Below are 24030 nucleotides of genomic sequence, written 5' to 3'. Positions count from 1 at the left end.
GCACCCCTATTTCACTAAATCCTCATAAACAGAAGCATAAATGCTCGCTGATTTTTTCCATGATGAATCAATTTGCATAATAATTTTAACTAAATCTCTCCATTCTTTTTTATTTGAGTAAATTTCTATAGCTCTTTTAATTGAAAAAAGCATTTCATGTGCATTATAACTTTCAAAACTAAAACCAGTTCCTTCTTTTGTAAATTTATTATAAGGAGCAACAGTATCTTTTAACCCTCCTGTTTCTCTAACAATAGGAACAGTTCCATAGCGTTGTGAAATCATTTGACTAAGTCCACACGGCTCGAATTTAGAAGGCATTAAAAACATGTCTGCACCTGCATAAATTTGATGTGAGAATGATTCATTAAATTCAATTTTCACTGCTAATTTATCAGGAAAACGATAAGCAAATTCTTTTAAAATATTTTCATATTTACTGTCCCCTGTTCCAAGTATAATCATTTGAATATCTAGTGTTAATAATTCTTCCATTATACATTCAAGTAAATCTAAACCCTTTTGATCTGTTAAACGCGTAATCATAGCAATTAACGGAATAGTTTTGTGTTTTGGCAAAGCAACAAGTTCTTGTAAATATTGTTTGTTTTCCGATTTATACGATGAGTTCTTATAAGAATAATTTTTTCTAATATTTTTATCTATATTTGGATCATAAATTTTATAATCTATACCATTTGTTATACCAAATAGTTTATAATCATTTTCACGAATTACATCTTGAAGATTTTCGCCATAATATGAATTTTTAATTTCTTCTGCATAAGATTTACTAACCGTAGTAACTGCATCAGCAAAGTTTATAGCACTTTTCATAAAGTTAACATTTCCAAAAAATTCTATGCTTCCAGAGTTAAATTCCTCATCATCTAGATTTAATAGTTCATGCAATACTTCGCTATTAAAAACACCCTGATATTTTAAGTTATGAATAGTATAGACAATCTTTATATTTTTAAATTTATCTATATGTGAATAGTGTTTTTTCATTAATAAAGGAACCATTGCAGTGTGCCAATCATTAATATGAATAATATCTGGTTTAAAATCAATTACTGAAATTGCTTCAAGAATTGCTCTACAAAAATAAGAGTATCTTTCTCCATCATCTTCATATCCATATAAATTATCACGCTTAAAATAATACTCATTGTCAATAAAATAAAATGGCATTTTATCATACTCTACATAAGTAATACCCAAATATTGCTTTCTCCATCCTACTTCAACATCTTTACTCACAATATGATCTTCATAATAATCTATATTTTTTGAGTGAAAATTTTTTGCACTCATTATTCTTACATCTATTCCTTTATCACGTAATGCTTTTGGAAGTGCATAAGCAACATCTGCAAGTCCACCTGTCTTACTAAAAGGTACAACTTCTGCAGAAACAAATAAAACTTTCATAAATTCCTCCATATAATAACTAATAATTATTGCTTATTACAAATGGATGATCTTTATCACCACATAGCGTTTGCTTTCTCTCAACTTCAACACCGTTTTCGAGTACTGCATAATTTATACTCGCTGTGTCATTAACGGTAACATCCTTCATAATGATGCTATTTCTTACAATAGCTCCTTTCTTAATATGAACACCTCTGGCTAAAATTGAATTTTCAACAACTCCCTCAACTATACATCCAGAACTTATCAAAGAATTTGTAGTATATGAGTCATTTCCATAAAAAGTTGGCGGAGAATCTTCTACTTTTGTATAAATTGGTTTTTCAATATTAAATAGTTCACTTTGAACATCAATATCTAAAAAATCCATACTAGTTCTATAATAATTTTTAGTTGAATTAATACATGCTAAATATCCTCTGTACTGGTAACCATATACATTTAATTTACCCACTTGATCGAGCAAACTTTGTTTAAAGTAATTAACCTCACCAATATGAATTGCATCTTCTATTAATTTTATAAGTAATTCTCTTTTTAATAGATACATTTCAAGAGAAATATTGTAATTAATTTTTTTCCCAAGGTTTTTACCCATACTCACTATTTTACTATTTGCATCAAGACTAACTGTATCACAATCTACAAATCTCTTAACATGATTATTCATAGATTTATATAAAATAGTAATATCAGCATCTTTTTCTTTATGAAATTTTAACATTTCTTTATAATCTACATTACAAATCATATAACTTCTAGACATTAATACATATTTATTATTCGATCGTTTTATATGATTTAACATGCTTTTAAATATTTCTATATCCCCTCTTTTTTTAACAACATCTAAATTTGATTCTTCATTATAAAAAATAGATAATCCATCTTTTTTTCTATCTAAATCCCAGTACTTACCTGATCCCATATGATTATATAAGGATCTTGCTCTTTCAATTGTACTAATTGTAACATTTGTAATTCCACTATTCACCATATTAGATAAAACAAAGTCAATAACTTTATACCTTCCAGCAACATTTATTGTTCCAATAGAACGTTTTTCTGTAAGTTGCTTTATCTTTTCAGTTGAGGCACTTAAGTTAATAATTCCCATCATTTCACTCATAACTAACCCTCACTTTCTTCACTATTTTTTACAATAACTATATTTTCTGTAGTACCTTCAACTTTTGTGCCTTTTTTTACAATCACATCATTCATAACGATCGTTTTATACAAATATACATTGTCTTCCACAACAACATTTGGCATGATAACAGACTCTATAATATTTGAACCTTTTCCAATTCGAGCTTTAGTAGAAATAATAGATTTTTTAATATTTCCTTCAATTACGCACCCATCAGTTACTAATGAAGACTCTACATTTGCATCTTTAGAAATATACTGAGGAGAACTTATCATATTTTTAGAATATATTTTCCACTTAGGGTCATAGAGTTCAATTTTATCATCACCGCTTAACAAATTCATATTTGCTTCCCAAAGACTTTCAACTGTACCTACATCTTTCCAGTAATCATCAAATTCATATGCAAAAAGATTTAATCCTTCATTTAAAAGTTTTGGAATTATATTTTTTCCAAAATCATTATCTGAATTTGTATTTTCTTCATCTTCAATTAAAGCTCTTCTAAGAATTTTCCAATTAAAAATATATATTCCCATTGAAGCTAGCGTAGTTGTTGGATTTTCCGGTTTCTCTTCAAAACCTACTATTTTACTTTTTTCATCTGTTACAACAAGACCAAATCTAGATGCTTCTTTAATATTAACTGGTTTTACTGCAATTGTTAGTTTAGATTTACTCGCTTTATGAAATTTAAGCATATCCCAATAATTCATATTATAAATATGATCTCCAGATAAAATAAGTAAATATTCGGGATTATATTTATCTATAAAATTTATATTTTCATAAATTGCATTTGCTGTACCTTTGTACCATCTTCCGCCTTTTCTATTTATATATGGAGGTAAAATTCTTACTCCTCCATTTAGTCTATCTAAGTCCCAAGGTATACCAATTCCAATATGTGTATTGAGTATATAAGGCTCATACTGAGTTAAAATTCCAACTGTATCTATATCTGAATTTGCACAATTACTCAGAGCAAAATCAATAATTCTGTAACGCCCGCCAAAAGGAACAGCTGGTTTAGCAATATCTAATGTTAAATCTTTTAGCCTTGAACCTTGACCACCTGCAAGTATCATAGCAATCATTTCCTTTTTTAAACTAGTCATTTGTTTTTTTCCTCCCTTTATATTTTAAATACATCGTTGATAAAGGTGCTACATCAATAATAATTGATTGATTTCTTCCATGATTAGATTTAATAATAGTTCTTATATTTTGATTCTCAGAAAAATTAGACCCACCATATTTAGAATAATCGCTATTCATAATCTCTTCATACATACCCAAAGTAGGTACTCCTAACTCAAATTTTTTGTAAACTTTAGGAGTAAAATTTGAGATGACAATTATATGATTATCTTTATTTCCTTTTCTAATAAAAGAAACTATGCTTTGTTCATTATTTGAATAATCTATCCACTCAAAACCTTTATAAGTATCATCGTTTATAGAAAATGATTTTTCTTTTTTATACAGTGAATTAAGTTCACTCACAAATAAATTTATTTTACTATGCATTTCATGCTCTTTTAAAAACCAGTCAATCTCTCTTTCATAATTCCATTCAATGAATTGACCAATTTCACCACCCATAAATAATAATTTTTTACCTGGATATGCATACATATATCCATAGAACATTCTAAGTCCAGCAAATTTTTGCCAATAATCTCCAGGCATTTTATCAAGCAAAGATTTTTTTCCATGAACAACTTCATCATGTGACAAGGGAAGTATAAAATTTTCAGTAAAAGCATACATTATAGAGAATGTAATTGCCTTATGATTATTTTTTCTCATATCAAAATCCATTTCGATATATTTAAGCATATCGTTCATCCAGCCCATATTCCATTTAAAATTAAATCCAAGACCGCCATCATGAATAGGTTTTGTAACGTTTGGCCATGCACTTGATTCCTCAGCAATCATTAGAGCGCTTGGATATTTACTAAAAATCTCACTATTCATAAGCTTTAAAAACTCAACTGCATTTATATTCACTTCACTTTTTTCTGTTGTATAACCTTGATATAACATAAACGCAACTGCATCTACCCTGAGTCCGTCAATATGAAATTTATCAAAGAAAAACATAGCATTTGAAATTAAAAATGATTTTACTTGATTTTTAGCATAATCAAAATTTGTAGTTCCCCATATCTCATTGTCTGAAATATTTTTATCTACATGTTCATAAAGCTTAGTTCCATCAAACATTCTAATACCATGTTCGTCATTACAAAAATGACAAGGTACCCAGTCTAAAATAACCCCTATATTGTTCTTATGAAATTCATCTATCAAATACATAAATTCTTTTGGCCTTCCATATCTTGATGTTATTGAGTAATAACCAGTTACTTGATATCCCCACGATCCATCAAAAGGATGTTCCATTACCGGCATAATCTCTACATGTGTGTAGCCGTTATTCTTTACATAAGAAACCAAATCTTTTGCTAGTTCAATATATGACAAATAATTATTATCGTCACTAAATTTCCAAGAATTCAAATTCACCTCATAAATATTCATCGGTTCTTTATAATGATTTTTTTTTCTATTTCTACTTAACCATTTTTTATCATTCCACTTATAACCGTCAATTTCATATGTAATAGAAGCTGTGTTAGGTTTTATTTCTGAAAAAAATGCAAATGGATCTGATTTTAAAATTACTTGATTTGTTGAAGTATAAATCGAATATTTATATAATTCATATTCATTAAAATTTGGAATGAACAAGTACCAAATACCTGTAGATTCATGAAAAATCATTTGGTGATTTTCACCTATCCACTTGTTAAAATCTCCTACAATTTCAACTTTTTTTGCATTTGGAGCCCACAGAACAAATTCACTTCCCCTAACTCCACTACGTTCCACAAAATGTGATCCAAAAAGTTCATAGCTTTTAAAATTTTTCCCGCTATTATATAAATATATATCTAGTTCTTTTTCTTTTATAAAAGTACTTAGCATATTACACCTCCATCTTTTTAATAAACTTGAATTAATTATACTACACTTAAAGGAATATATGTCTAAATTTTTGTGTATTTAGTAATTTTCTTTTATATTTATACGCCATTTATAAGTGTTTGTGAATAGTTTGTAAACTTTTGAATTTGATAATCATTTTCATTTACATATGATTAAATAAATGTTATTATTACATTGTTAATAATTATATATCTATACTAAATTAATTAAAACTTAATAAATGGAGGTTAAATAATGAATAACACTATTAAAAGTATTACAAACCACAGATCAATTAGAAGCTTTACAAATCAAATGATTGAAGAAGATAAACTTAGTGCAATCTTAGAATCAGCTCAAGCTGCACCTTCTTCTATTAACGGTCAACAAATGAGTATAATTGTAATTAAAGATCAAACTACTAAAGATAAAATTGCTAAATTAGCTGGTGGACAACCTTGGATTAGTAGTACTCCAATTTTTTTGCTTTTCCTTGCAGATTACTATAGAGCAAAACTTGCGGCTGATAAGAATGATGAAGAATTAGTTATTAGCAACAACATGGAAGGAACGTTAGTATCCAGCATTGATGTTGGGCTAGCTATGGGAAATTCAATAGTTGCTGCTGAATCTTTAGGTCTTGGAACAGTTTGTATTGGTGGTATAAGAATGAGTCCAGATGAAATTATTGAATTACTTGAATTACCAAAATACGTATATCCAATGGCTGGTTTATGTATTGGATATCCAGTCGAAGAAAATATACCCGATAAAAAACCTAGACTTCCTAAAGAAGCTGTTGTGCACCAAGAAAAATATAATTCAAACATTAATAGTTATATTGACGACTATGATAAAACAATAAGCGAATATATGAAAAATAGGCCTAATACACAAAACATACATGATTGGAGCAGTTCCATATCAAGTACTTATAATAAGGTTTATTTTCCAAAAGTAAGCAGGACTTTAAAAGAGCAAGGACTAAAATGTGAGTAAATTTAATTACTAACAACTAAAAAATGGAAAAATAGAACATATCTCTATTTTTCCGCTTTTATTTTGTTAAAATTTAAAATATATCATCTTACAATTAATACCGGTATAGTAGCATGATGTACTACTTTATTAGTTACACTTCCAAGGAAAAATCTTTTCAATTTCCCCATACCATGTGTACTCATAATAATTACATCACATAATTCGCTTTCAGAAATATCAATAATAGTAGATGCAGGATCTCCTTCAACAATCAATACTTTGACATTATTTGAACTACCTTCAAATTCTTTTCTAGCAGTTTCAACAATTTCAATAGAATTATCTTCTTCGCCAAAATCAACTAGTTCATTTTGAATCAATTTTTCAGGATCTAATATTGATTTTAGTGGAAGTTTTACATATAAAATAATCACCTCTGAATTAAATTTTTCAGCAACATCTTTTGCCATTTTAAGTGATTTTTCCTCAATCAGTGTTCCATCAATTGGCACTAATATTTTTTTCAATTATCTCATCTCCCAATAAAATATGAATAATATTTATAATTTACTTATACCCAATTTTAAAATTTTTACACATTATTTTGATAAATTATAGTGTATATTTTTATTTCATATACTATCTATCGCTTGTATTTACACACATAAGAAGATATGATACAATATCAATATACAGTTGTACTTTGTGTAATTTTTTTCTCACAAGAGTAAAACTTTCTACATTATGAAAATTATTACAATAAACTTAATATTGGAAGTGATATAATGGACAACTTTACAATTATAAATAGTCAAGATTTTCATAAATATTTAAAAAAACGAACATTTAAATTAACTTACATTTTATTTTTAATTTTTACAATTTCTTATTTAAGTTGGATATATTTTGACTGCACACTTTTATTAGATAATTGTAATATTTTCTTTACAATTAGATTTTTAATTTCTTCTATCTTATTTATAATGTTAATATTTATCAGACAAAATAAATATAAAAAATACATCAATGAATTTGCCTTTTTTTCTATTCTCTTAGTTCAGTCTAGTATTATTTTTATGTTTATGTACACAAAAAATGTATTTTTATACTATGTTTTAGGTTTTAGTTTAACTGTAATTGTCAGTTCAACTTTCATTTTATGGCGACCTTTATATTTTTATATATTAACCACTCTTTCACTTCTTTTAATTGCTTGTGAAATTATAATAATAAGTCCTGTTATAAATCTTACTACTTTTCATATACTTATTTTTTACGGTATTTCATTAATATTCCTCAATGGTTTAGCAGTTAATTTTAGATATTTAACTGCAAAAAAAGAATTTTTCAACCAAAAGGAACTTGAATATTCAAAACAAGAACTACTTAAAATTAACTCTTTTAAAAATAGATTTTATGAAAATGTAACTAATGAGTTTATAGATCCATTAGCTAACATAAGTGCATCATGCAAATATTGTATTGATTATAATTGTAATAAAAATTTAAATTTTGAAGTTACTCAAACATTCGATAATATTAATAGAACAGCCTTAATTCTTACCTCAAAATTAAAAAAATATATTGAAATTAGTAAAATAAACACATCTCAATTACCTCTAAATATTAAAAAAATAAATTTACAGAGCTTTATTACAAATTTATATAATATTTACAAATCAAATTTACAATATGAGGACATTGAATTCACCTTATCACTTCCAAATGAGGATATTGAAAATTTTTACAGCGATCAAGAAAAATTAGAACAAATAATAAATAACCTACTTTCAAATTCAATTAAATTCAGAGCTAATCAAAAATTAAAACTTTCAATAGAAGTTGAAGACAGAATTGATAATATTGAAATTTCTATAAAAGATAACGGAATAGGCCTTTCAAAAGAAGATATATCCAATTTATTTATTAGATATAAAAAATTAAATACTTATGATAAATACGCTGGATATGGTATAGGATTGTCGCATTCAAAAGAATTAATCACACTTTTAAACGGATACATTTTTGTCCACTCAGACGGTAAGAACCTTGGTTCAACCTTTACTATTTATCTTCCAAAAGGGTATAAGCACCTTAATATAAATGAAAGTGAAATAAATAAAGATGAAGATGATATTGCAAAAATATATGAAAAAGAATATATCGAATTGTTGCTTAATAAAGAATTTACTAAAAATTCTAAGGAAAAAATTAGAGTATTAATTCCTTCTAAGAAAAATAACCATTTTGAATATAAAAAATCTATAATTTTATTGGCAGATGATGATCCTTATATTATCGAGATTCTAAAGAATTTTCTATTAAAATATGGATTCGAAAATTTCATACTAATATCCGATAAAAGCTACTTAATTAGTTCAATTTACGATTATCATCCTGATATTATAATTTGTGACTTTAAAGAGTATAAAAATAAAATAACAGAACTTCAAAAAGTTATTCTAAATTCTCCTAACCTTTCTTCTGTTACGATTGTATTACTTTCTTCTATATTGAATAATAATAGCGAAGAAAAATTTAATAATGAAAATATAATTTTTCTAAATAAACCAATAGAAGAAAAAAAATTTATTGATACCATATCATTTACTCTAAAACATTACATGACTCTAAAAAAAGCTATAAATAAATCAAATATAGATTTTCTAACGGGTAACCTTAATAAAAATACTGCAATCAACGAATTTAATAGAATATTATCCAAAAGAACCTTCGAAAATATCAGTGTTATATTTTTCGATGTAGATAATTTTAAAACAATAAATGATACTTATGGACATTTAATTGGTGATGAAATATTAAAAATAGTTGGACATTCTTTAAATATTGTAACAAGAAAATATGATATTGCATGTAGGTATGGTGGAGATGAATTCTTAGTAATTCTTCAAGACTGCAACGTAAACGATTCTATTCTATTTATTGACAAATTTAAAAATGAAGTTAATAATATAAAATCTCTTTCTATATTTAATGATATTACACTTACTTTTAGCTTCGGTATTTCATCTTTATTTCATAATAAAGATGAAATTGAAAGAAAATTTGAAATTAACGATTTAAGAGAATTTTTTATTCCGTCAAAAGATTCGAAAATAGATTGGAATAAAAACAATATACTTAGAGAAAAAATAGCAAATTATTTAATTAAAATATCCGATGATGCTCTTTATGAATCAAAAACTTCCTTTTGTAACAATTGTGGATTTAGTTCTAAAATAAATTTCGATTTTATTAATGGATGTAAAATATGTGGATCTAAAGAGTATAAAAAAGGAAGAGATAAAATAACTATCTCATCTCAATTATAAATTTTATTTAATTATTATTACAGAATCACCTTTTTTAACAATTCCACTTTCTTTTACAATTGCAAAGACTCCTTCTTCATGCATTATTTTTTCTCTTTCTGTATGTAGAAGTGGGTCTTTTATATACTCTTTGCCAATTTGAGTGATTTCAAATATAGCTTCTCCTATTTTTACCTTTGTACCTACTTCTTCCTTACATAAATTTGTTCCTTCTATTGTAATATTTTCTGAATAAGTTTCATTACATAGTCTAATTTCATTTTTATTCATAGTGCTTAGACTAGATATATCAAAAATACTTACTTGTCTATGCCAATCTCCACTGTGCCCATCGCCTTCTAAGCCATAATTTTTAATAAAATTTCCTTTTTTAACAGAATATTTATTTGTACCTCTTTTTTCACTCAAATTTACTGAAAGTACCTTTGCTTTCATAAAAAAACTCCTTTTAGTGTATTAATTTATTATAATATTTTAGATACTAATTATTTTAGATTTCAATAATAAAAATTTCATCATTTCAAGATGATGTAACTATAATTATATATGATATAATTAATATTTGTAAGGCTTAAAGCTTACTAAAATTTATAAAATATTAAAACATTGAAAAATACAAAGTATAGGTGGAAAAATGAATATAATTAAAGTAGAAAACTTAAGTAAAAGCTATGGAGAAAAAAATCTTTTTAAAAATATTTCTTTTACTGTAAACGAAGGAGATAAAATAGGTGTAATTGGAATCAATGGTACTGGAAAATCAACACTTCTTAAAATAATTGCTAATATTAACTATCCTGATTCTGGAGCAGTCAATATGATCCCAAATATAACTATAGAGATGCTTAATCAAGACACTGAATTCGAACCTAATATTACTGTACTTGAACAAATATTTAAAAGTGAAGCTCCAATAATTAAATTAGTTAAATCCTATGAAATTGCAATAGATAAATTAAATAAAGAACCATTAAATGAAAATTATCAAAAATCACTTTCACTTTTAAGCGACAAAATGACTGCAATAAATGCATGGAGCGCAGAAAGTAACGCTAAAACAATTCTTTCAAAACTTGGAATCACGAATTTTAGTGATAAAATGAACACACTTTCTGGAGGTCAAAAGAAAAGAGTTGCTCTAGCAAGTACTCTTATTACGCCATGCGATCTTCTTATTTTAGATGAACCAACCAACCACATGGATAACGATACAATAGATTGGCTAGAGAATTATTTAAAAACACGAAAAGGTGCACTTTTAATGGTTACGCATGATAGATATTTTCTTGATAGAGTTGTTAATAAAACAATTGAACTTGAAAAAGGATCTCTATACTCATATCCTGGAAATTATTCGTTTTTTATCGAAAAACGCTTAGAAAGACGAGAAATGGCTAAATCAAGTGAACGAAAAAGGCTAAACTTGTATAAAAGAGAACTTCAGTGGATGAGAGCTGGTTGCAAGGCTAGAAGCACTAAACAAAATGCAAGAAAACAAAGGTTTGAAAAAATTGAAAATGGCAAAGTAAATCTAAAAGAAGATAATATTGATATTGCACTTCTTCAATCAAGACTTGGTAGAAAAATAATAAATATAAATAATATTTCTAAAAATTTTGAAGAGAAAATTGTTATTAAAGATTTTTCTTATAATATATTAAGAAATGATAGAATTGGAATAATTGGAGATAATGGAAGCGGAAAATCAACATTATTAAATATAATTGCAGGTTTACTTTCTCCAACATTTGGAGAAATAGAGATCGGTGAAACTGTTAAAATAGGATATTTTTCTCAAGTTTCCGAAAAAATTGATAATTCAAAGCGTGCAATTGAATATATAAAAGAAACTGCTGAATTTATTGAAACAATTGATGGAACTAAAATTACAGCTTCTCAGATGATGGAGAAATTTCTTTTCACTAGCGATATGCAATGGACATTTATTTCTAAGCTTTCAGGTGGAGAAAAAAGACGTTTATTTTTACTAAAAATTCTTATGAATTCACCAAATGTTCTTTTACTAGATGAACCTACAAACGACCTGGATATTGATTCATTAAATGTATTGGAGGCTTTTATTGATGACTTTAGTGGAGTAGTTATAGCTGTTTCACATGATAGGTATTTTTTAGATAGAACTTGTCAAAATATTTTTGCCTATAAAAATGGACAAATCACTCAACACAATGGTAATTACAGCGACTATAAGAGATTTGAAAATACAGTTTTATTAGAATCTTGTGAAGAAAAAATAGTTAAAACAAAACCCGCTAAAGCTAAAAATGTGAAATTAAAATTTACTTATAAAGAAAAACTAGAATTTGAATCAATTGAAGCAAAAATAGAAGACTTAGAAAATAAAATCAAGATAGTTGACAAAGAAATGCTTAATAATTCAAGTGATTTTGAACAACTAAGCAAACTTCAAAACGAAAAAAGCATCATTGAAAATGAACTTTTAGATAAAATGGAAAGATATGAATATTTATATGAACTAAATGAAAAAATCGAAAATCAAAATTGATTACTTGCTTTATTTAAGGGTATTTACTAAATATCCTTATTTTTAATTTTAATTCTTATCTTTCATTACTTTTGGAGGTCTATATGTATAAAAACATAAGACAAATTATAATTTACATTATGGTAATTGCACTAACATTCATTATAATAACAACTTCATATATAAATAATAAAGCTTGGGATGAGATATTAAATAATTTTGTAAATGAAAAAACAGACCAAACTAATTATTTTTTTAGTAAAATTAATTCAGATCTAAATTCAATTCTAGAAAATAATGCTTACTGGAGTGAAGCTGAAGAAAACTTACTTATGAAAAATGAGGCATGGCTAAAAGAAAACGCAACTGAATACGTAGTTAAAAGTAATGCACTAAATATTGATTTTATGTTTATTAGTAATGAAGATAAAAGCTATCAAGAGGTATACGGATCAAATTTAAAAAATTTATTTATTAACTCTAGTATTTATAATTCAACATTAGTTGACAATAATAATAATAATATAATTTTATGGAAAGATTCTTTGGCTTACTTTGTGAATTCTTCACCATTTCTAAGTAATGATCTTAAAAGACCTTTAGGAATTTATGCAGTCGGAAGAAAAATCGATACAAAAGAACTTGACACTTTAAAAGATATTCTTGGAAAAAATCAAATAACATATATTTCAATTACTCCTTTGGCTAAATACCCAAATATTTTTACGCACGACTTTCGTATTATTAAAGTTTCTATACCTGTAAAATATGGTGAAAATAGTGCATTTGTTAATATTAATTTTAATTTACCAATATATAACTATCTATTTAAAAAGCATCACTATAATTTGCTAATGCTTATATTTTTGTTTTCAACATTTGTTATCACAACTGAGTTATATTTTTTTAAAAAAATATCTATATATTTAACAGGAACAATTAAAATAATTAAAAGAATTTCGAAAGGTAATTTTAATGAAAAACTTTATAGTAGAAACAATACTTTTATACCTGAATTAACCGATTTATCAACTGCTATAAATAATATGTCATCAAATATTGAAAATAAAATTGAACAAATTGATTATAGATACCTTCAAATGATTGATCTTGTAGTAAACGCAATGGAAGTAAACGATTCTTATACACATGAACACAGTCACAATGTTTCTAAACACGCACTTAGGATTGCAAAAGTAATAAATTATGACGATTTAGAAAGTGTTGAAATTGCAGGCAAATTCCATGATATAGGAAAAATTTCTGTACCATCAGCCATATTAAACAAACCAGGAAAATTAACGAAAGAAGAATATGAAATTATAAAAAAACATCCTGAAGAAGGTTATAAAATAATCAAGAATTCGGATTTTAATCAATTTATAAAAGATGGCGTTTTATATCATCACGAAAAATATAATGGTATGGGTTATCCTAAAGGATTAAAGGGAGATCAAATCCCTTTTATTGCTCAAATAATTGCTGTTGCTGATGTTTATGATGCACTAACTAGTAATAGAGCTTATAGAAAATCAATGACAAAAAACAACGCAATTTCTATTATGAAGGAAGAGAAAGGTAAACAATTAAATCCCGAACTAGTAGATATATTTATAAATATTATTAAGAACGAATAATTTTGATACTCACTTTTAGTAATTAGATAATAAAAAAATGATATGATAATCTTACTAAAAGATTTATCATATCATTTTTTTATTACTTTTTTAAAATAAAATTATTTTATTTATTCATTACTTATCTCTTCCAGTTCCATTTCTAAATCCATTTCCTCTTCCATTACTTCTTCCTGATCCATCTCTTAATCCACTATTATTTTTTCTTCCAAAGCCTGATCCATCTCTTAAACCCATATTATTATCTCTTCCATAAGAAAGTCCATATTCTCTCATAATGCCTCTTTGTGAACCAGGGTTCAAGGTACAATCTTCACCTATCTTTGCAAGTATTTCATCTTCTTTTTCTTTCGTTAAAGTTCCATTTTCAACTAGTGAATCTAACCATTCTTTTTTATCATCTAACATAGCTTTTGTAAATTCTTCTAAGAATCCCTTTTCATCAGCCATTTGCCCAAATGTCTTATCAGCTGATCTTTCATTAAATGCATTTTCTACAGTAGTCCCCGCTAAGTTTGCATAAGTCTCAGCTGGAGTATCTGCAAATGATAATGCACCAAATCCTAAAGCCATAACACCTATTAATAATGTTGCAGTAAATTTTTTAATCTTCATAATTCTTTCCTCCTAAAATTTTTATTAAGCTTTATTTGTTAGCTTTAGCTTAACTTTATTATAGGATTCATTTGTCACAAGTATGTTACGAATATATGAAAGTTAAAAATATTCTAAGATGTTAAGAAATTAATTCATATAGTAAACCAAAACTCAACTCCATCTTCTCTGTTTCTAACACCATAACTTAAGCCATGAATATCAAGTATACTTTTTACTATCGAAAGCCCAAGTCCGCTACCAGAATATTCTCTAGTTCTTGCTTTGTCAACTTTGTAAAAACTTGACCAAATTTTTTCTATATCACTTTGTGGTATACTTTCTCCTGTATTAAAAACAGATAAAATTTTACTTCCTTTTACTTCTTCATTCCCTAATGAATACATATTTTTAGTATTTTCATCTAAGTTTTGCACTGATACACTTACCTCTTTTGGATTTTTAACATGATTAATTGCATTATTCAAATAATTAATAACAACTTGTTCAATTCTTAGTTCATCTGCATTTACCATTATAATATCTTCTTTTATAGTTCTAATATTTATTTTTTTTGATCTAATCATTGGCTCAAATTTATCAAGAACTTCATCAACTAATGCTGAAATATCAAATTCTTTTTTACAAACTTTATACATACCTGAATCAAGAAACGATAAATTAAGTAAATCCTTAACAAGTTTATCCATTTTATCAGATTCATCAATTATAACATCACAGTAGAAATCTTTTTTTGTAGTGTTATTAATAACATTTTCTTTCAGTCCAATAGCATATCCCTGAATTAATGCTATAGGAGTTTTAAGTTCATGCGAAACATTTGAAATAAATTGTTTGCGCATTATATCGATTCTATTTTTGATATCAATATCTTTTTTTAAAGAAATATTTGCATTTTCAAGTTCTGATATTGTACTTTCAAGTGTATTAGACATCTGATTAATACTTTTTCCAAGCATTGAAATTTCATCTTTTGTTTTAACGTTAAATTTTTTACTAAAATCTAAATTCGAAATATCCTGGGCAATTTTTGTAAGATTTATAATATCTTTAGTAAAGTTTTTAGCAAAAGCGTAAGCTATTATTCCTCCCATAATAAGAGAAATTAGTCCAATAATTAGATTAAATTTATTCGAAATATTTGCAGCAAGTTCAATTGCTTCCATTGGAGTTTCGACTAATAGTAATTCTTCGCCAGAGAGTTTATATCCAAGATATAAAAATTTAGAATTAAAACGAGGATGGTTTTTTACCTCAAAATAATATTCGTTTTTAATAATTTTATTTATAGCATCTTTTTCAAAATTTAATCCACTTTGCCTAAATTGACCTTTTTGGTTTCCCTGTAATAAAGAATTATTAGCTCTTAAAGTGCTTATTATTGGTTTTCCATCAATATCACTTATAACCACATTTCCACCAATTCTAGAAGCAATTTTATCAATTTCAACATATAAATTCTCATTATTTATTGTTCCATTTTTATATTCTTCACCAAATTTTTTAACACTAGAAAGCATATTTTTCTTCTTTTGACTCATATAGTAATCATCAAAAAAATTTATGTTCATAAAAGAAGAAATAAGTGTTAAAAACACTGCAAAAACTAAAATACCTATAAATAATTTAGCCTTAATAGAGTTCTTCACTAAACCACCTCAAACCTATATCCAAGGCCTCTTACAGTTTGAATATAATTTTCTTTTTGTTTTAATTTTATTCTTACTCTTTTTATATGTGTATCCACAGTTCTAAGTCCTCCAAAATAATCATAACCCCAAACACCATCTAGAATTTGTTCCCTTGTAAGTGCTATTCCCTTATTTTTAATTATATACATTAATAAATCATACTCTTTTGGACTAAAGTCTATTATTTCTTTATTTAAACTCACTTTATGTGCTTTTTCATCAATAAGAAGCCCATTAAAATTCATTATTTCATTTTCTATTTTTTCTTTTCTTCTAAGTAATGCTTTTACTCTTGCAACTAATATATTTGGTTTAAAAGGTTTTGAAATATATTCATCCACTCCAAGTTCAAAGCCATAAAGTTCATCAGTATCTTCACTTTTGGCAGTTAACATTAAAACGGGAATTGTTGATTTTTTCCTAATTTCTTTACATACTGTCCACCCGTCAAAAATAGGCATCATAACATCTAAAATAATTAAATCAATTTCATCTTTTTTTTCATTAAATAATTCAAGTGCTTTTTTCCCATTTTCAGCTTCAAGAACATTAAAGTTTTCTAAATTTAAAAAATCAGAAATCAAAATTCTCATTCTTTTTTCATCTTCAGCAATTAAAATAGTTTCATTCACTACTATACCTCCAATATCTACTTATTTTTTACTACTATAAACACCAAGTGAAACAACCATCTTTATAGCATCTTCTACTGGTAAATCAATAAATGTTATATCTTTTTTGTCTACATATAAAAGAAATCCACTTGTAGGATTTGGCGTTGTCGGAACAAAGACAGCAGTTTTTGAAAGTTTACCATCAAAAATGCATTCATCATTAGTTATAAAACCTATACATTTTGACCCTTTAAGCGGATAATCAACTAATACTGCCTTTTTAAAAGAAGAACTTTTATCTTTATCAAACATTTTTCCTATATCTCTAATTGATGAATATATCGTTTTTACCACTGGAATTTTATTAATTACAACTTCAAGCCAATGAAAAAATTTCTTTACGACGTATTGATTTGAGAATGTTCCAATTCCAAGTATAATTAATACTCCAAAAATAAAACCTACACCCGTATAATTCTTGCCAAAGATAAGCATAACAAGCGGTGACGTAAATCTTCCAACAAAATTAACAATATACATTATTAAGCCTAGCGTAATCATAAGAGGTAATAGTAAAAATAAACCTGATAAAAACGTTTTATATATTTTTTCAAACATCTAACCACATCCTTTAAAGTATTTGCATATCTATATTATACCACCCTTGTTACAGTTTAATTAACATTAGATAAATTTATTTTAAATTTTAATAAAAACTAAATTGACTTTGATTTTTTAATTATGTATAATGAGATGAAAATAATTAAATACTTTTTAAGGTGCTATTTATGTAGATAATAGGGAAAGGGGTTAAAATCCTCTGCAGCCTCCGCTACTGTAAATGATTATGAAATCTCAATGCCACTGTTTTTAATGGGAAGGCGAGAAAGTAAGTTAAGTCATGAGTCAGGAAACCTGCCTTGAAAACCGCAACAGCAACTTCGGAGAGAAAGTAAGCTATTGATTATTAACTAATCGGATACCTCTTTTAAGGTATCTTTTTTAATAACAAAAAACTACTTTGTCCCAAATGAAGTAGTTTTTATATATATTCACTAAAACCATATATTTCCGGAGGAAACATGGAAAAATACGAAAACTTTGATGACAATATTTATTCGCATATTGAAAGAGAAAAAAAATTTAACTATTTACTTATTCTTATATTTTCTGTTTCGCTTTTACTTATTATTGGAATAAGTTCAACGCTTGGTCTTATGGATATTTCAATTTCTGAAGCATACAAAATAATTATTGGAAAACTTCTTGGAATCAAATCCTTAGTAAGTGGAATTAATGAAACAAAAGTTTTAGTAGTATGGGATGTAAGGCTGCCTAGAATACTTGCAGGAGCTATTGTAGGTAGTGGCCTAGCTGTTTCAGGCGCTGTTTTTCAGTCCATACTTGGCAATCAATTAGCTGATCCTTATACTATTGGAGTTTCAACTGGCGCTGCTTTTGGAGCAACTATTGCAATATTTTTAAATTTATTTTTCGTTTCACATTTACTACCAATTATGCCTTTTGCTTTTGTTTTTGCACTTTTAACCTTATATATAGTTACAAATATATCTAAATCAGGAGGAAGTATTTCATCTTCTGATGTAATTCTATCTGGTATAATTATAAGTTCAATTCTTTCAGCAGGTATAAGTTTTCTTAAAACATTAGCTGGTGAACAGGTTGGTGCAATTGTATTTTGGATAATGGGAAGTTTATCAGCAAGATCTTGGACACATATAATCATTTCTTTACCTATGGTAATTGTATTAATTACTATTATTATGCTAAATGTAGACGAATTAGATATAATGGCACTCGGTAAAACTGAAGCAAATAATCTAGGACTTGACTACGAAAAAAAATTAAAAAAATACATGATTATTTCTTCTCTTCTTACTGCAACATGCGTTTCTATTAGTGGAGTAATTGGATTTGTAGGACTTGTAGTTCCACACCTTGTTAGAATGAGTATATCTTCAAGAAATAGAAATGTTGTATTAATGAGTGCACTATTAGGTGGCAATATATTGGTAATTGCAGATAATATTGCCAGACTCAGCTCAAGTATTGAAATTCCGGTAGGAGTATTTACAACTCTACTTGGAGGCCCTTTCTTTATGTATATATATATTAAAAGAAAGAGAGGCATAACAAAATGATTAAAATAAATAACTTAAATTTTAAATATAATGAAAATAAAGTACTAAACAACATTAATATTCACATTGATAATTATTTTAAAGGAAAACTCATATCTATTATCGGGCCCAATGGATGTGGCAAAAGTACACTTTTAAAATTAATTAATAAATCTCTTTCTATTAAATCAGGCATGATTTTATTAGAAAGGAAAAATAATAAAAAATTGAATTACCTTGATTTATCTAAAATTATATGTACAATCTCACAAGGCTACGAAACTACTTTTCCATTCAAAGTCATTGATTATGTAAGAATGGGATATTCAAACCGCAATACAAACTATAATTATATGAATGAAAATTCATTAATGGAAGTTACTAAAGCTCTTGAATTAACTGATACAAAAGAATTTTTTAATAAATCTATTAAAGAACTTAGCGGTGGTGAACTTCAAAGAGTAAGACTGGCTAGAGCCATTTGCCAAAATCCTAAAATATTAATTTTAGATGAATCATTTTCGGCCATGGATATTGCTTATAAAATTAAGATGATCAATGTAATAAAAAAATATGCTCTAGAAAATAACATTATTGTTATTTCTGTTATGCATGATGTTAATTTAGTATATAAATATTCTGATAGTGTCATTGTACTTAAAAATGGGGATCTAATTGAATTTGGGGAAACTAAACAAATACTAAATGAAATTTTATTAAAAAATGTATTTGAAATTAATACTACATTAATTAAAAACAAAGGTTTTTTAATTGAAAATTAGGAGGAATTTTTTATGAAAAAGGGGTTAATAGTAACATTAATAATTGTTTTAGTAGTATCATTATTTTCAGGTTGTTCGTCGTCTTTAGCAACAGATAATGGTAAAAGAGCGATACTCGTTGTAAGTTTTGGTACTAGTTATAACGACTCAAGAGCTTTAACAATTGAAGCTACTGAAAATAGAATTAAAGATGAATTTCCTGATTATGATATTTTTAGGGCGTTCACTTCTCAAATCATAATTGACAAGCTTAAAAATAGAGATAATTTAGATATTAATAATGTTCTTCAGGCCATGGAACAACTTAAAAAAGACAAATATTCTGAAGTTTACATTCAGCCACTTCATGTAATAAACGGAGAAGAATATAACGATCTTCTTAACCAAGCAAATAATTATAAAGATTCATTCAACACTCTTAGAATTGGAAAACCATTACTTTCTTCAACGGAAGACTATCAAAAAGCTATTGATGCTTTAAAAGATAAATTTTCCAATTTAGAAAAAAATGAAGCAGTAGTATTTATGGGACATGGTACTCCTCATATTGCTAATGCCCAGTATTCTGAACTATCATATATGCTTCATGATGAAGGTTATTCAAATGTATTCGTTGGTACAGTTGAAGGATACCCTACTATTGATAATGTTATAAGTAGATTAAATGAAAAAAATATTGAAAAAGTTACACTTATGCCTTTTATGCTAGTTGCAGGAGATCACGCAAATAATGATATGGCAGGAGATGAAAGTGATTCTTGGAAAACAATCTTAAAAAAAGATGGATTCGAAGTTACAACCTATATTCATGGACTTGGTGAAGTTAAAGGTATTCAAGATTTATATGTGGAACATTTGAGGAACCTTATAGACGGCCTTTACGAACCTGAGGAAAACAAGTAATTTTATTCGAATAAGCCAAGGAGAAATATATGAAAAATATGAGTCTAAAGACTCTTTTTACAATAGGGTTAATTGCAATATTAACCCTATTTGTTCTTAGAAGTCCAATTGAAAATTTAATAAAAAATACTGAAAAGCTTGATACCCATAAATATGCAATTGATTTTATTGATGACTCAGGGCATAGAATAAAAATGGATAAACCAGCCACAAAAATTATCTCTCTTTATTCTGCACATACAGAAAATTTATTTGCTATAGATGCAGGAAAAAATATACTAGGAATAGGACGAGCGGATGCTTATCCTATGGAAGTATTTAATCTTACCAGATATGACTATAGAGCTGATCCAGAAAAAATTCTTGCGGCAAATCCTGATTTAGTATTAATAAGACCATTTATTGAAAGAAAAACACCTGATTTTGTAAATTCTTTGAGAAGGTCAGGCATAAACGTAGTCTCTCTTTATCCAACTAAATTTAGTGATTTTGATGATTACATATTAAAACTCGGAATGATAAGTGGAAAAGAAAAATACGCTCAGAAAAAGCTTAATGAATTCCATGAAAAAATAGAAGAATTTAAAAAATTTAATTCTAGATTTAAAGATCATCCTGGCGTATATTTTGAGTCTTCAGAAACTGGTTATACCACCGTTACATCTGATTCTATGCCTGCAAGTGCAATAAAGATAGCTGGAGGAAATTTCATAGCAAACGATGCTGAGCCAATTGAAGGAAGTTCTATTGCTTCTTATGGTATAGAAAAAATACTTCAGAAGGCCAATGATATTGATATTTTTATTTCACAAAGAGGCGTTATGGGTGCTGGTGGTAACATTCATTCCATAACAATTAGACCGGGTTTTAAAGGAATAAAAGCTGTAAAAGATAATAAAGTATTTGAAATAAGCCAAAAAATTATTTCTAGTCCAACCTTTAGATTCCTAAAAGGAATACATGAAGTTTCAAGAATTATTCATCCAGACTACTTTGATAATCTAAGTAATATGATTTCACAAAACAATACCACTAATAGAGATTTAGCTAAATTAGTAGTTAAATATAAACACAAAGTGTATTTTGTGCCTACTTCTTCATACTTTAGAAAAGAGTATAATGGTCATACTTATGGTAAATTTGACGATTTAGAGTTTTCTGACCCTGATTTTGATTTTATTGAAACCGCAGTTTCTTCAGGTTATATGGATACAAACAAAATAGATGGTATAGAATACTTTTATCCTGAAAAAGAAATCACTAAAGAAGAATTTGCTAAATCACTTTATCTTATTTCTGATTTAAGAAAACAAACTATTCATAAAGAAATAAAAGATTCAAATGATTGTAAGAACCTTAAAATTATACAAATTATTGTTGATAATAACATAATGAAACTTGAAAACGGAAAATTTAATCCAAAAGATAATATAAGTATGAAGGATGCTATACAAACTCTTAATAAACTTAAAAATACTGCTAAACAATAAAGACCTACTTTATTAGACATTTTAATTTCAAATACTTGATTTTATTATTAAAAATCAACTTACTAAAATTCCTATTTTTAAAGGGAGTAATTATGATAAGACTAAAAAACATATCAAAATCATATGGAAAATCTTTTAATATAAGTAAGCTTAACCTTCATATAGAAAAAGGAAAATTAACTAGTTTACTCGGACCAAATGGTGCTGGAAAAACTACTATAATTAGAATGATAACTGGACTTTCTTCATACAATGAAGGTGAAATTTTATATGATAATGAGATTTTTAATAGAGATAGTAATCATCTTAAAAAGAAAATTGGTGTTGTTAATCAACATATTAATCTTGATAAAGAACTTTCAGTTTATGAAAATCTAATTTTCGCAGGAAAACTTTATGGTCTAAAAGGAAATGTTTTAAAAGAAAGAGTAACTCATCAACTTGCTCAGTTTAATTTAGAAATTCATAAAGATAAACTAGTAAAAAAATTATCTGGTGGAATGAAAAGAAAACTTATGATAGCAAGAGCGTTAATTCACTTTCCGGAAACTATTTTTCTTGATGAACCTACTGTTGGAATTGATTTAGTTTCTAGAAAACAAATCTGGAATGAATTTATTAGACTAAAAAATGAAGGAAAAACAATTATACTAACTACTCATCATATTGAAGAAGCTGAGTATTTAAGCGACAAAGTAATATTACTTAATGATGGAATAATTTATTCTAAAGATACACCTACTAATCTTATAAACGACCTAGGAAAATACACTATAGAGTGGTTTGAAGGTGAAGTAAATCATAAATTTTTTACTACACTTGAAAAAGCTAATATATATTCTAATAAGTTAAATGTTGTTTACTCTATTAGAAAAACAACACTCGAAGACGTTTTTTACCAGTTTACTAAAAAGAAGGTGAATTAATGAGTGATTTTACTGTTATTTGGAGAGAATGGATTTTTTTTAAAAGAAGATTTTTTAAAATTACATCCGCTCAAATTGTAACCCCTATTCTTTACCTAATCACTTTTGGCTGGGGTTTAAATACTAGCACAAATATTGATGGTAACAGCTATATGTACTATATTTTGCCAGGAATTGCAGCACTAACAACTATGCGTTCTAGCTATAGCGGAGTATCAATGCGTATAAGCGTTGCAAGACTTCATGAAAAGAGTTTTGAAAATTATTTTTTAGCGCCTATAAGCGTTAGAAGATTAGCTATAGAATATATAATCTCGGGCGCACTTAGAGGAATTTATGCATGCTTTTTAATGGTTATTATTATGTTTATAGCAGGAGCACATATTGAAAAACCTATTGTTTTTATTTTAGCAACCATTTTAAATGCAACTTTGTTTTCTGCAATTGGTTTTTTTGCTGCAATGATAATTGATACTCACTATGATATGAATAGATTTACTTCATTTGTTATTACACCCATGTCATTTTTATGTGGCACGTTTTTTTCAGTCAGTAAATTACCCATTTTTTTTAGATGGTTTATCGAACTTCTTCCACTTACACATGCTACTAGACTTATGCGAAGTGCAACATTCGGAAGAAATATTGATTGGTTCTCATTCATTGTTCTTATAACATACATAATAATCATTACCATATTTTCAATTAGAATATGTTATGAAGAAAGCAGAATTTAAAAAACTATAACTATATTTTTATAGAATTAATAGCAAATTATTTTAAGCGTTAATTAAAGGAAAAGATAAAGACTAATGATATTACAAT

The 24030-nt window shown here is 26.9% G+C and carries 20 protein-coding genes and 1 riboswitch; of the genes, 10 read left to right on the top strand and 10 right to left on the bottom strand.

Annotated elements, in window-relative coordinates:
- Positions 1-6 precede the first annotated feature (6 nt).
- Genes glgA through glgB form a run of 4 tightly spaced genes read right to left on the bottom strand, consistent with a single transcriptional unit; the run spans position 7 to position 5587 of the window.
- Positions 7-1434, bottom strand: a complete 1428-nt coding sequence (gene glgA / locus AACH12_RS03195) for a glycogen synthase GlgA (RefSeq protein ID WP_338536633.1) — start codon at positions 1432-1434, stop codon at positions 7-9.
- 19 nt (positions 1435-1453) lie between these two features.
- Positions 1454-2566, bottom strand: coding sequence for a glucose-1-phosphate adenylyltransferase subunit GlgD (gene glgD, locus AACH12_RS03190; RefSeq protein WP_338536632.1), 1113 nt, complete (start codon positions 2564-2566; stop codon positions 1454-1456).
- Positions 2567-2568: 2 nt separating this feature from the next.
- Positions 2569-3708 (bottom strand): glucose-1-phosphate adenylyltransferase, encoded by a 1140-nt coding sequence (locus tag AACH12_RS03185; RefSeq protein ID WP_338536631.1) that lies wholly within the window; start codon positions 3706-3708, stop codon positions 2569-2571.
- On the bottom strand, positions 3701-5587 hold the full coding sequence (glgB, locus tag AACH12_RS03180; RefSeq protein WP_338536630.1) for a 1,4-alpha-glucan branching protein GlgB: 1887 nt from the start codon (positions 5585-5587) through the stop codon (positions 3701-3703). The genes AACH12_RS03185 and glgB overlap by 8 nt, the downstream gene beginning before the upstream one ends.
- 255 nt (positions 5588-5842) lie before the next feature.
- Here glgB and AACH12_RS03175 point away from each other — a divergent pair, with 255 nt between their 5' ends.
- The gene (locus tag AACH12_RS03175) at positions 5843-6586 is read left to right on the top strand and encodes an NADPH-dependent oxidoreductase (RefSeq protein WP_338536629.1); all 744 of its coding nucleotides are present in this window, start codon (positions 5843-5845) and stop codon (positions 6584-6586) included.
- 83 nt (positions 6587-6669) lie between these two features.
- Here AACH12_RS03175 and AACH12_RS03170 read toward each other — a convergent pair whose 3' ends face one another.
- On the bottom strand, positions 6670-7095 hold the full coding sequence (locus AACH12_RS03170) for a universal stress protein (RefSeq protein ID WP_338536628.1): 426 nt from the start codon (positions 7093-7095) through the stop codon (positions 6670-6672).
- Positions 7096-7650: 555 nt separating this feature from the next.
- Here AACH12_RS03170 and AACH12_RS03165 point away from each other — a divergent pair.
- Positions 7651-9900, top strand: a complete 2250-nt coding sequence (locus AACH12_RS03165; RefSeq protein WP_338536627.1) for a diguanylate cyclase — start codon at positions 7651-7653, stop codon at positions 9898-9900.
- A gap of 3 nt (positions 9901-9903) precedes the next feature.
- Here the strand turns inward: AACH12_RS03165 and AACH12_RS03160 are convergent, their stop codons facing one another.
- Positions 9904-10335 (bottom strand): MOSC domain-containing protein, encoded by a 432-nt coding sequence (locus AACH12_RS03160; protein ID WP_338536626.1) that lies wholly within the window; start codon positions 10333-10335, stop codon positions 9904-9906.
- A 199-nt stretch (positions 10336-10534) separates the two neighbouring features.
- Between AACH12_RS03160 and AACH12_RS03155 the strand changes: the two genes are divergently transcribed.
- Positions 10535-12427 (top strand): ABC-F family ATP-binding cassette domain-containing protein, encoded by a 1893-nt coding sequence (locus AACH12_RS03155; RefSeq protein ID WP_338536625.1) that lies wholly within the window; start codon positions 10535-10537, stop codon positions 12425-12427.
- Positions 12428-12510: 83 nt separating this feature from the next.
- Positions 12511-14043, top strand: a complete 1533-nt coding sequence (locus tag AACH12_RS03150; RefSeq protein WP_338536624.1) for an HD domain-containing phosphohydrolase — start codon at positions 12511-12513, stop codon at positions 14041-14043.
- 117 nt (positions 14044-14160) lie between these two features.
- Here AACH12_RS03150 and AACH12_RS03145 read toward each other — a convergent pair whose 3' ends face one another.
- The 4 genes from AACH12_RS03145 to AACH12_RS03130 all read right to left on the bottom strand — a co-directional run bounded on the left by AACH12_RS03145 (position 14161) and on the right by AACH12_RS03130 (position 17581).
- Positions 14161-14658, bottom strand: coding sequence for a hypothetical protein (locus AACH12_RS03145; RefSeq protein ID WP_338536623.1), 498 nt, complete (start codon positions 14656-14658; stop codon positions 14161-14163).
- Positions 14659-14792: 134 nt separating this feature from the next.
- The gene (locus tag AACH12_RS03140) at positions 14793-16307 is read right to left on the bottom strand and encodes a sensor histidine kinase (protein ID WP_338536622.1); all 1515 of its coding nucleotides are present in this window, start codon (positions 16305-16307) and stop codon (positions 14793-14795) included.
- Positions 16307-16981 carry a response regulator transcription factor gene (locus AACH12_RS03135; RefSeq protein ID WP_338536621.1) on the bottom strand — a complete coding sequence of 225 codons (675 nt, stop codon included), beginning with the start codon at positions 16979-16981 and terminating at the stop codon, positions 16307-16309. The genes AACH12_RS03140 and AACH12_RS03135 overlap by 1 nt, the downstream gene beginning before the upstream one ends.
- Positions 16982-17002: 21 nt before the next feature.
- Complete coding sequence (locus tag AACH12_RS03130) at positions 17003-17581, bottom strand: DUF502 domain-containing protein (RefSeq protein ID WP_338536620.1); 579 nt, start codon at positions 17579-17581, stop codon at positions 17003-17005.
- 142 nt (positions 17582-17723) lie between these two features.
- Positions 17724-17900: riboswitch (cobalamin riboswitch) on the top strand.
- A gap of 145 nt (positions 17901-18045) precedes the next feature.
- Here AACH12_RS03130 and AACH12_RS03125 point away from each other — a divergent pair.
- The 6 genes from AACH12_RS03125 to AACH12_RS03100 all read left to right on the top strand — a co-directional run bounded on the left by AACH12_RS03125 (position 18046) and on the right by AACH12_RS03100 (position 23942).
- A complete protein-coding gene (locus AACH12_RS03125) occupies positions 18046-19125 on the top strand; it encodes a FecCD family ABC transporter permease (RefSeq protein ID WP_338536619.1) in 1080 nt (359 codons plus the stop codon).
- Positions 19122-19886: an ABC transporter ATP-binding protein gene (locus tag AACH12_RS03120; protein WP_338536618.1), complete on the top strand. Its 765-nt coding sequence runs from the start codon at positions 19122-19124 to the stop codon at positions 19884-19886. Before AACH12_RS03125 ends, AACH12_RS03120 begins: the two co-directional genes overlap by 4 nt.
- A 12-nt stretch (positions 19887-19898) precedes the next feature.
- The gene (locus AACH12_RS03115; RefSeq protein ID WP_338536617.1) at positions 19899-20789 is read left to right on the top strand and encodes a sirohydrochlorin cobaltochelatase; all 891 of its coding nucleotides are present in this window, start codon (positions 19899-19901) and stop codon (positions 20787-20789) included.
- Positions 20790-20818: 29 nt separating this feature from the next.
- Positions 20819-22279 carry an ABC transporter substrate-binding protein gene (locus AACH12_RS03110; protein WP_338536616.1) on the top strand — a complete coding sequence of 487 codons (1461 nt, stop codon included), beginning with the start codon at positions 20819-20821 and terminating at the stop codon, positions 22277-22279.
- Positions 22280-22371: 92 nt separating this feature from the next.
- A complete protein-coding gene (locus AACH12_RS03105; protein ID WP_338536615.1) occupies positions 22372-23205 on the top strand; it encodes an ABC transporter ATP-binding protein in 834 nt (277 codons plus the stop codon).
- Entirely contained in the window at positions 23205-23942 is a 738-nt protein-coding gene (locus tag AACH12_RS03100; RefSeq protein ID WP_338536614.1) for an ABC transporter permease, read from the top strand. The genes AACH12_RS03105 and AACH12_RS03100 overlap by 1 nt, the downstream gene beginning before the upstream one ends.
- Positions 23943-24030 lie beyond the last annotated feature (88 nt).

The organism is Helicovermis profundi (genome assembly GCF_033097505.1).
Lineage (GTDB): Bacteria > Bacillota > Clostridia > Peptostreptococcales > Acidaminobacteraceae > Helicovermis > Helicovermis profundi.
The sequence above is the reverse complement of the archived record's forward strand: the minus strand, read 5'-3'. Positions and strand labels throughout refer to the sequence as shown.

Coding starts and splice junctions, on each gene's coding strand:
- glgA (WP_338536633.1), bottom strand. CDS start 1,434: ATGAAAGTTTTATTTGTTTCTGCAGAAGTTGTACCTTTTAGTAAGACA.
- glgD (WP_338536632.1), bottom strand. CDS start 2,566: ATGAGTGAAATGATGGGAATTATTAACTTAAGTGCCTCAACTGAAAAG.
- AACH12_RS03185 (WP_338536631.1), bottom strand. CDS start 3,708: ATGACTAGTTTAAAAAAGGAAATGATTGCTATGATACTTGCAGGTGGT.
- glgB (WP_338536630.1), bottom strand. CDS start 5,587: ATGCTAAGTACTTTTATAAAAGAAAAAGAACTAGATATATATTTATAT.
- AACH12_RS03175 (WP_338536629.1), top strand. CDS start 5,843: ATGAATAACACTATTAAAAGTATTACAAACCACAGATCAATTAGAAGC.
- AACH12_RS03165 (WP_338536627.1), top strand. CDS start 7,651: ATGTACACAAAAAATGTATTTTTATACTATGTTTTAGGTTTTAGTTTA.
- AACH12_RS03160 (WP_338536626.1), bottom strand. CDS start 10,335: ATGAAAGCAAAGGTACTTTCAGTAAATTTGAGTGAAAAAAGAGGTACA.
- AACH12_RS03155 (WP_338536625.1), top strand. CDS start 10,535: ATGAATATAATTAAAGTAGAAAACTTAAGTAAAAGCTATGGAGAAAAA.
- AACH12_RS03150 (WP_338536624.1), top strand. CDS start 12,511: ATGTATAAAAACATAAGACAAATTATAATTTACATTATGGTAATTGCA.
- AACH12_RS03145 (WP_338536623.1), bottom strand. CDS start 14,658: ATGAAGATTAAAAAATTTACTGCAACATTATTAATAGGTGTTATGGCT.
- AACH12_RS03130 (WP_338536620.1), bottom strand. CDS start 17,581: ATGTTTGAAAAAATATATAAAACGTTTTTATCAGGTTTATTTTTACTA.
- AACH12_RS03125 (WP_338536619.1), top strand. CDS start 18,046: ATGGAAAAATACGAAAACTTTGATGACAATATTTATTCGCATATTGAA.
- AACH12_RS03120 (WP_338536618.1), top strand. CDS start 19,122: ATGATTAAAATAAATAACTTAAATTTTAAATATAATGAAAATAAAGTA.
- AACH12_RS03115 (WP_338536617.1), top strand. CDS start 19,899: ATGAAAAAGGGGTTAATAGTAACATTAATAATTGTTTTAGTAGTATCA.
- AACH12_RS03110 (WP_338536616.1), top strand. CDS start 20,819: ATGAAAAATATGAGTCTAAAGACTCTTTTTACAATAGGGTTAATTGCA.
- AACH12_RS03105 (WP_338536615.1), top strand. CDS start 22,372: ATGATAAGACTAAAAAACATATCAAAATCATATGGAAAATCTTTTAAT.
- AACH12_RS03100 (WP_338536614.1), top strand. CDS start 23,205: ATGAGTGATTTTACTGTTATTTGGAGAGAATGGATTTTTTTTAAAAGA.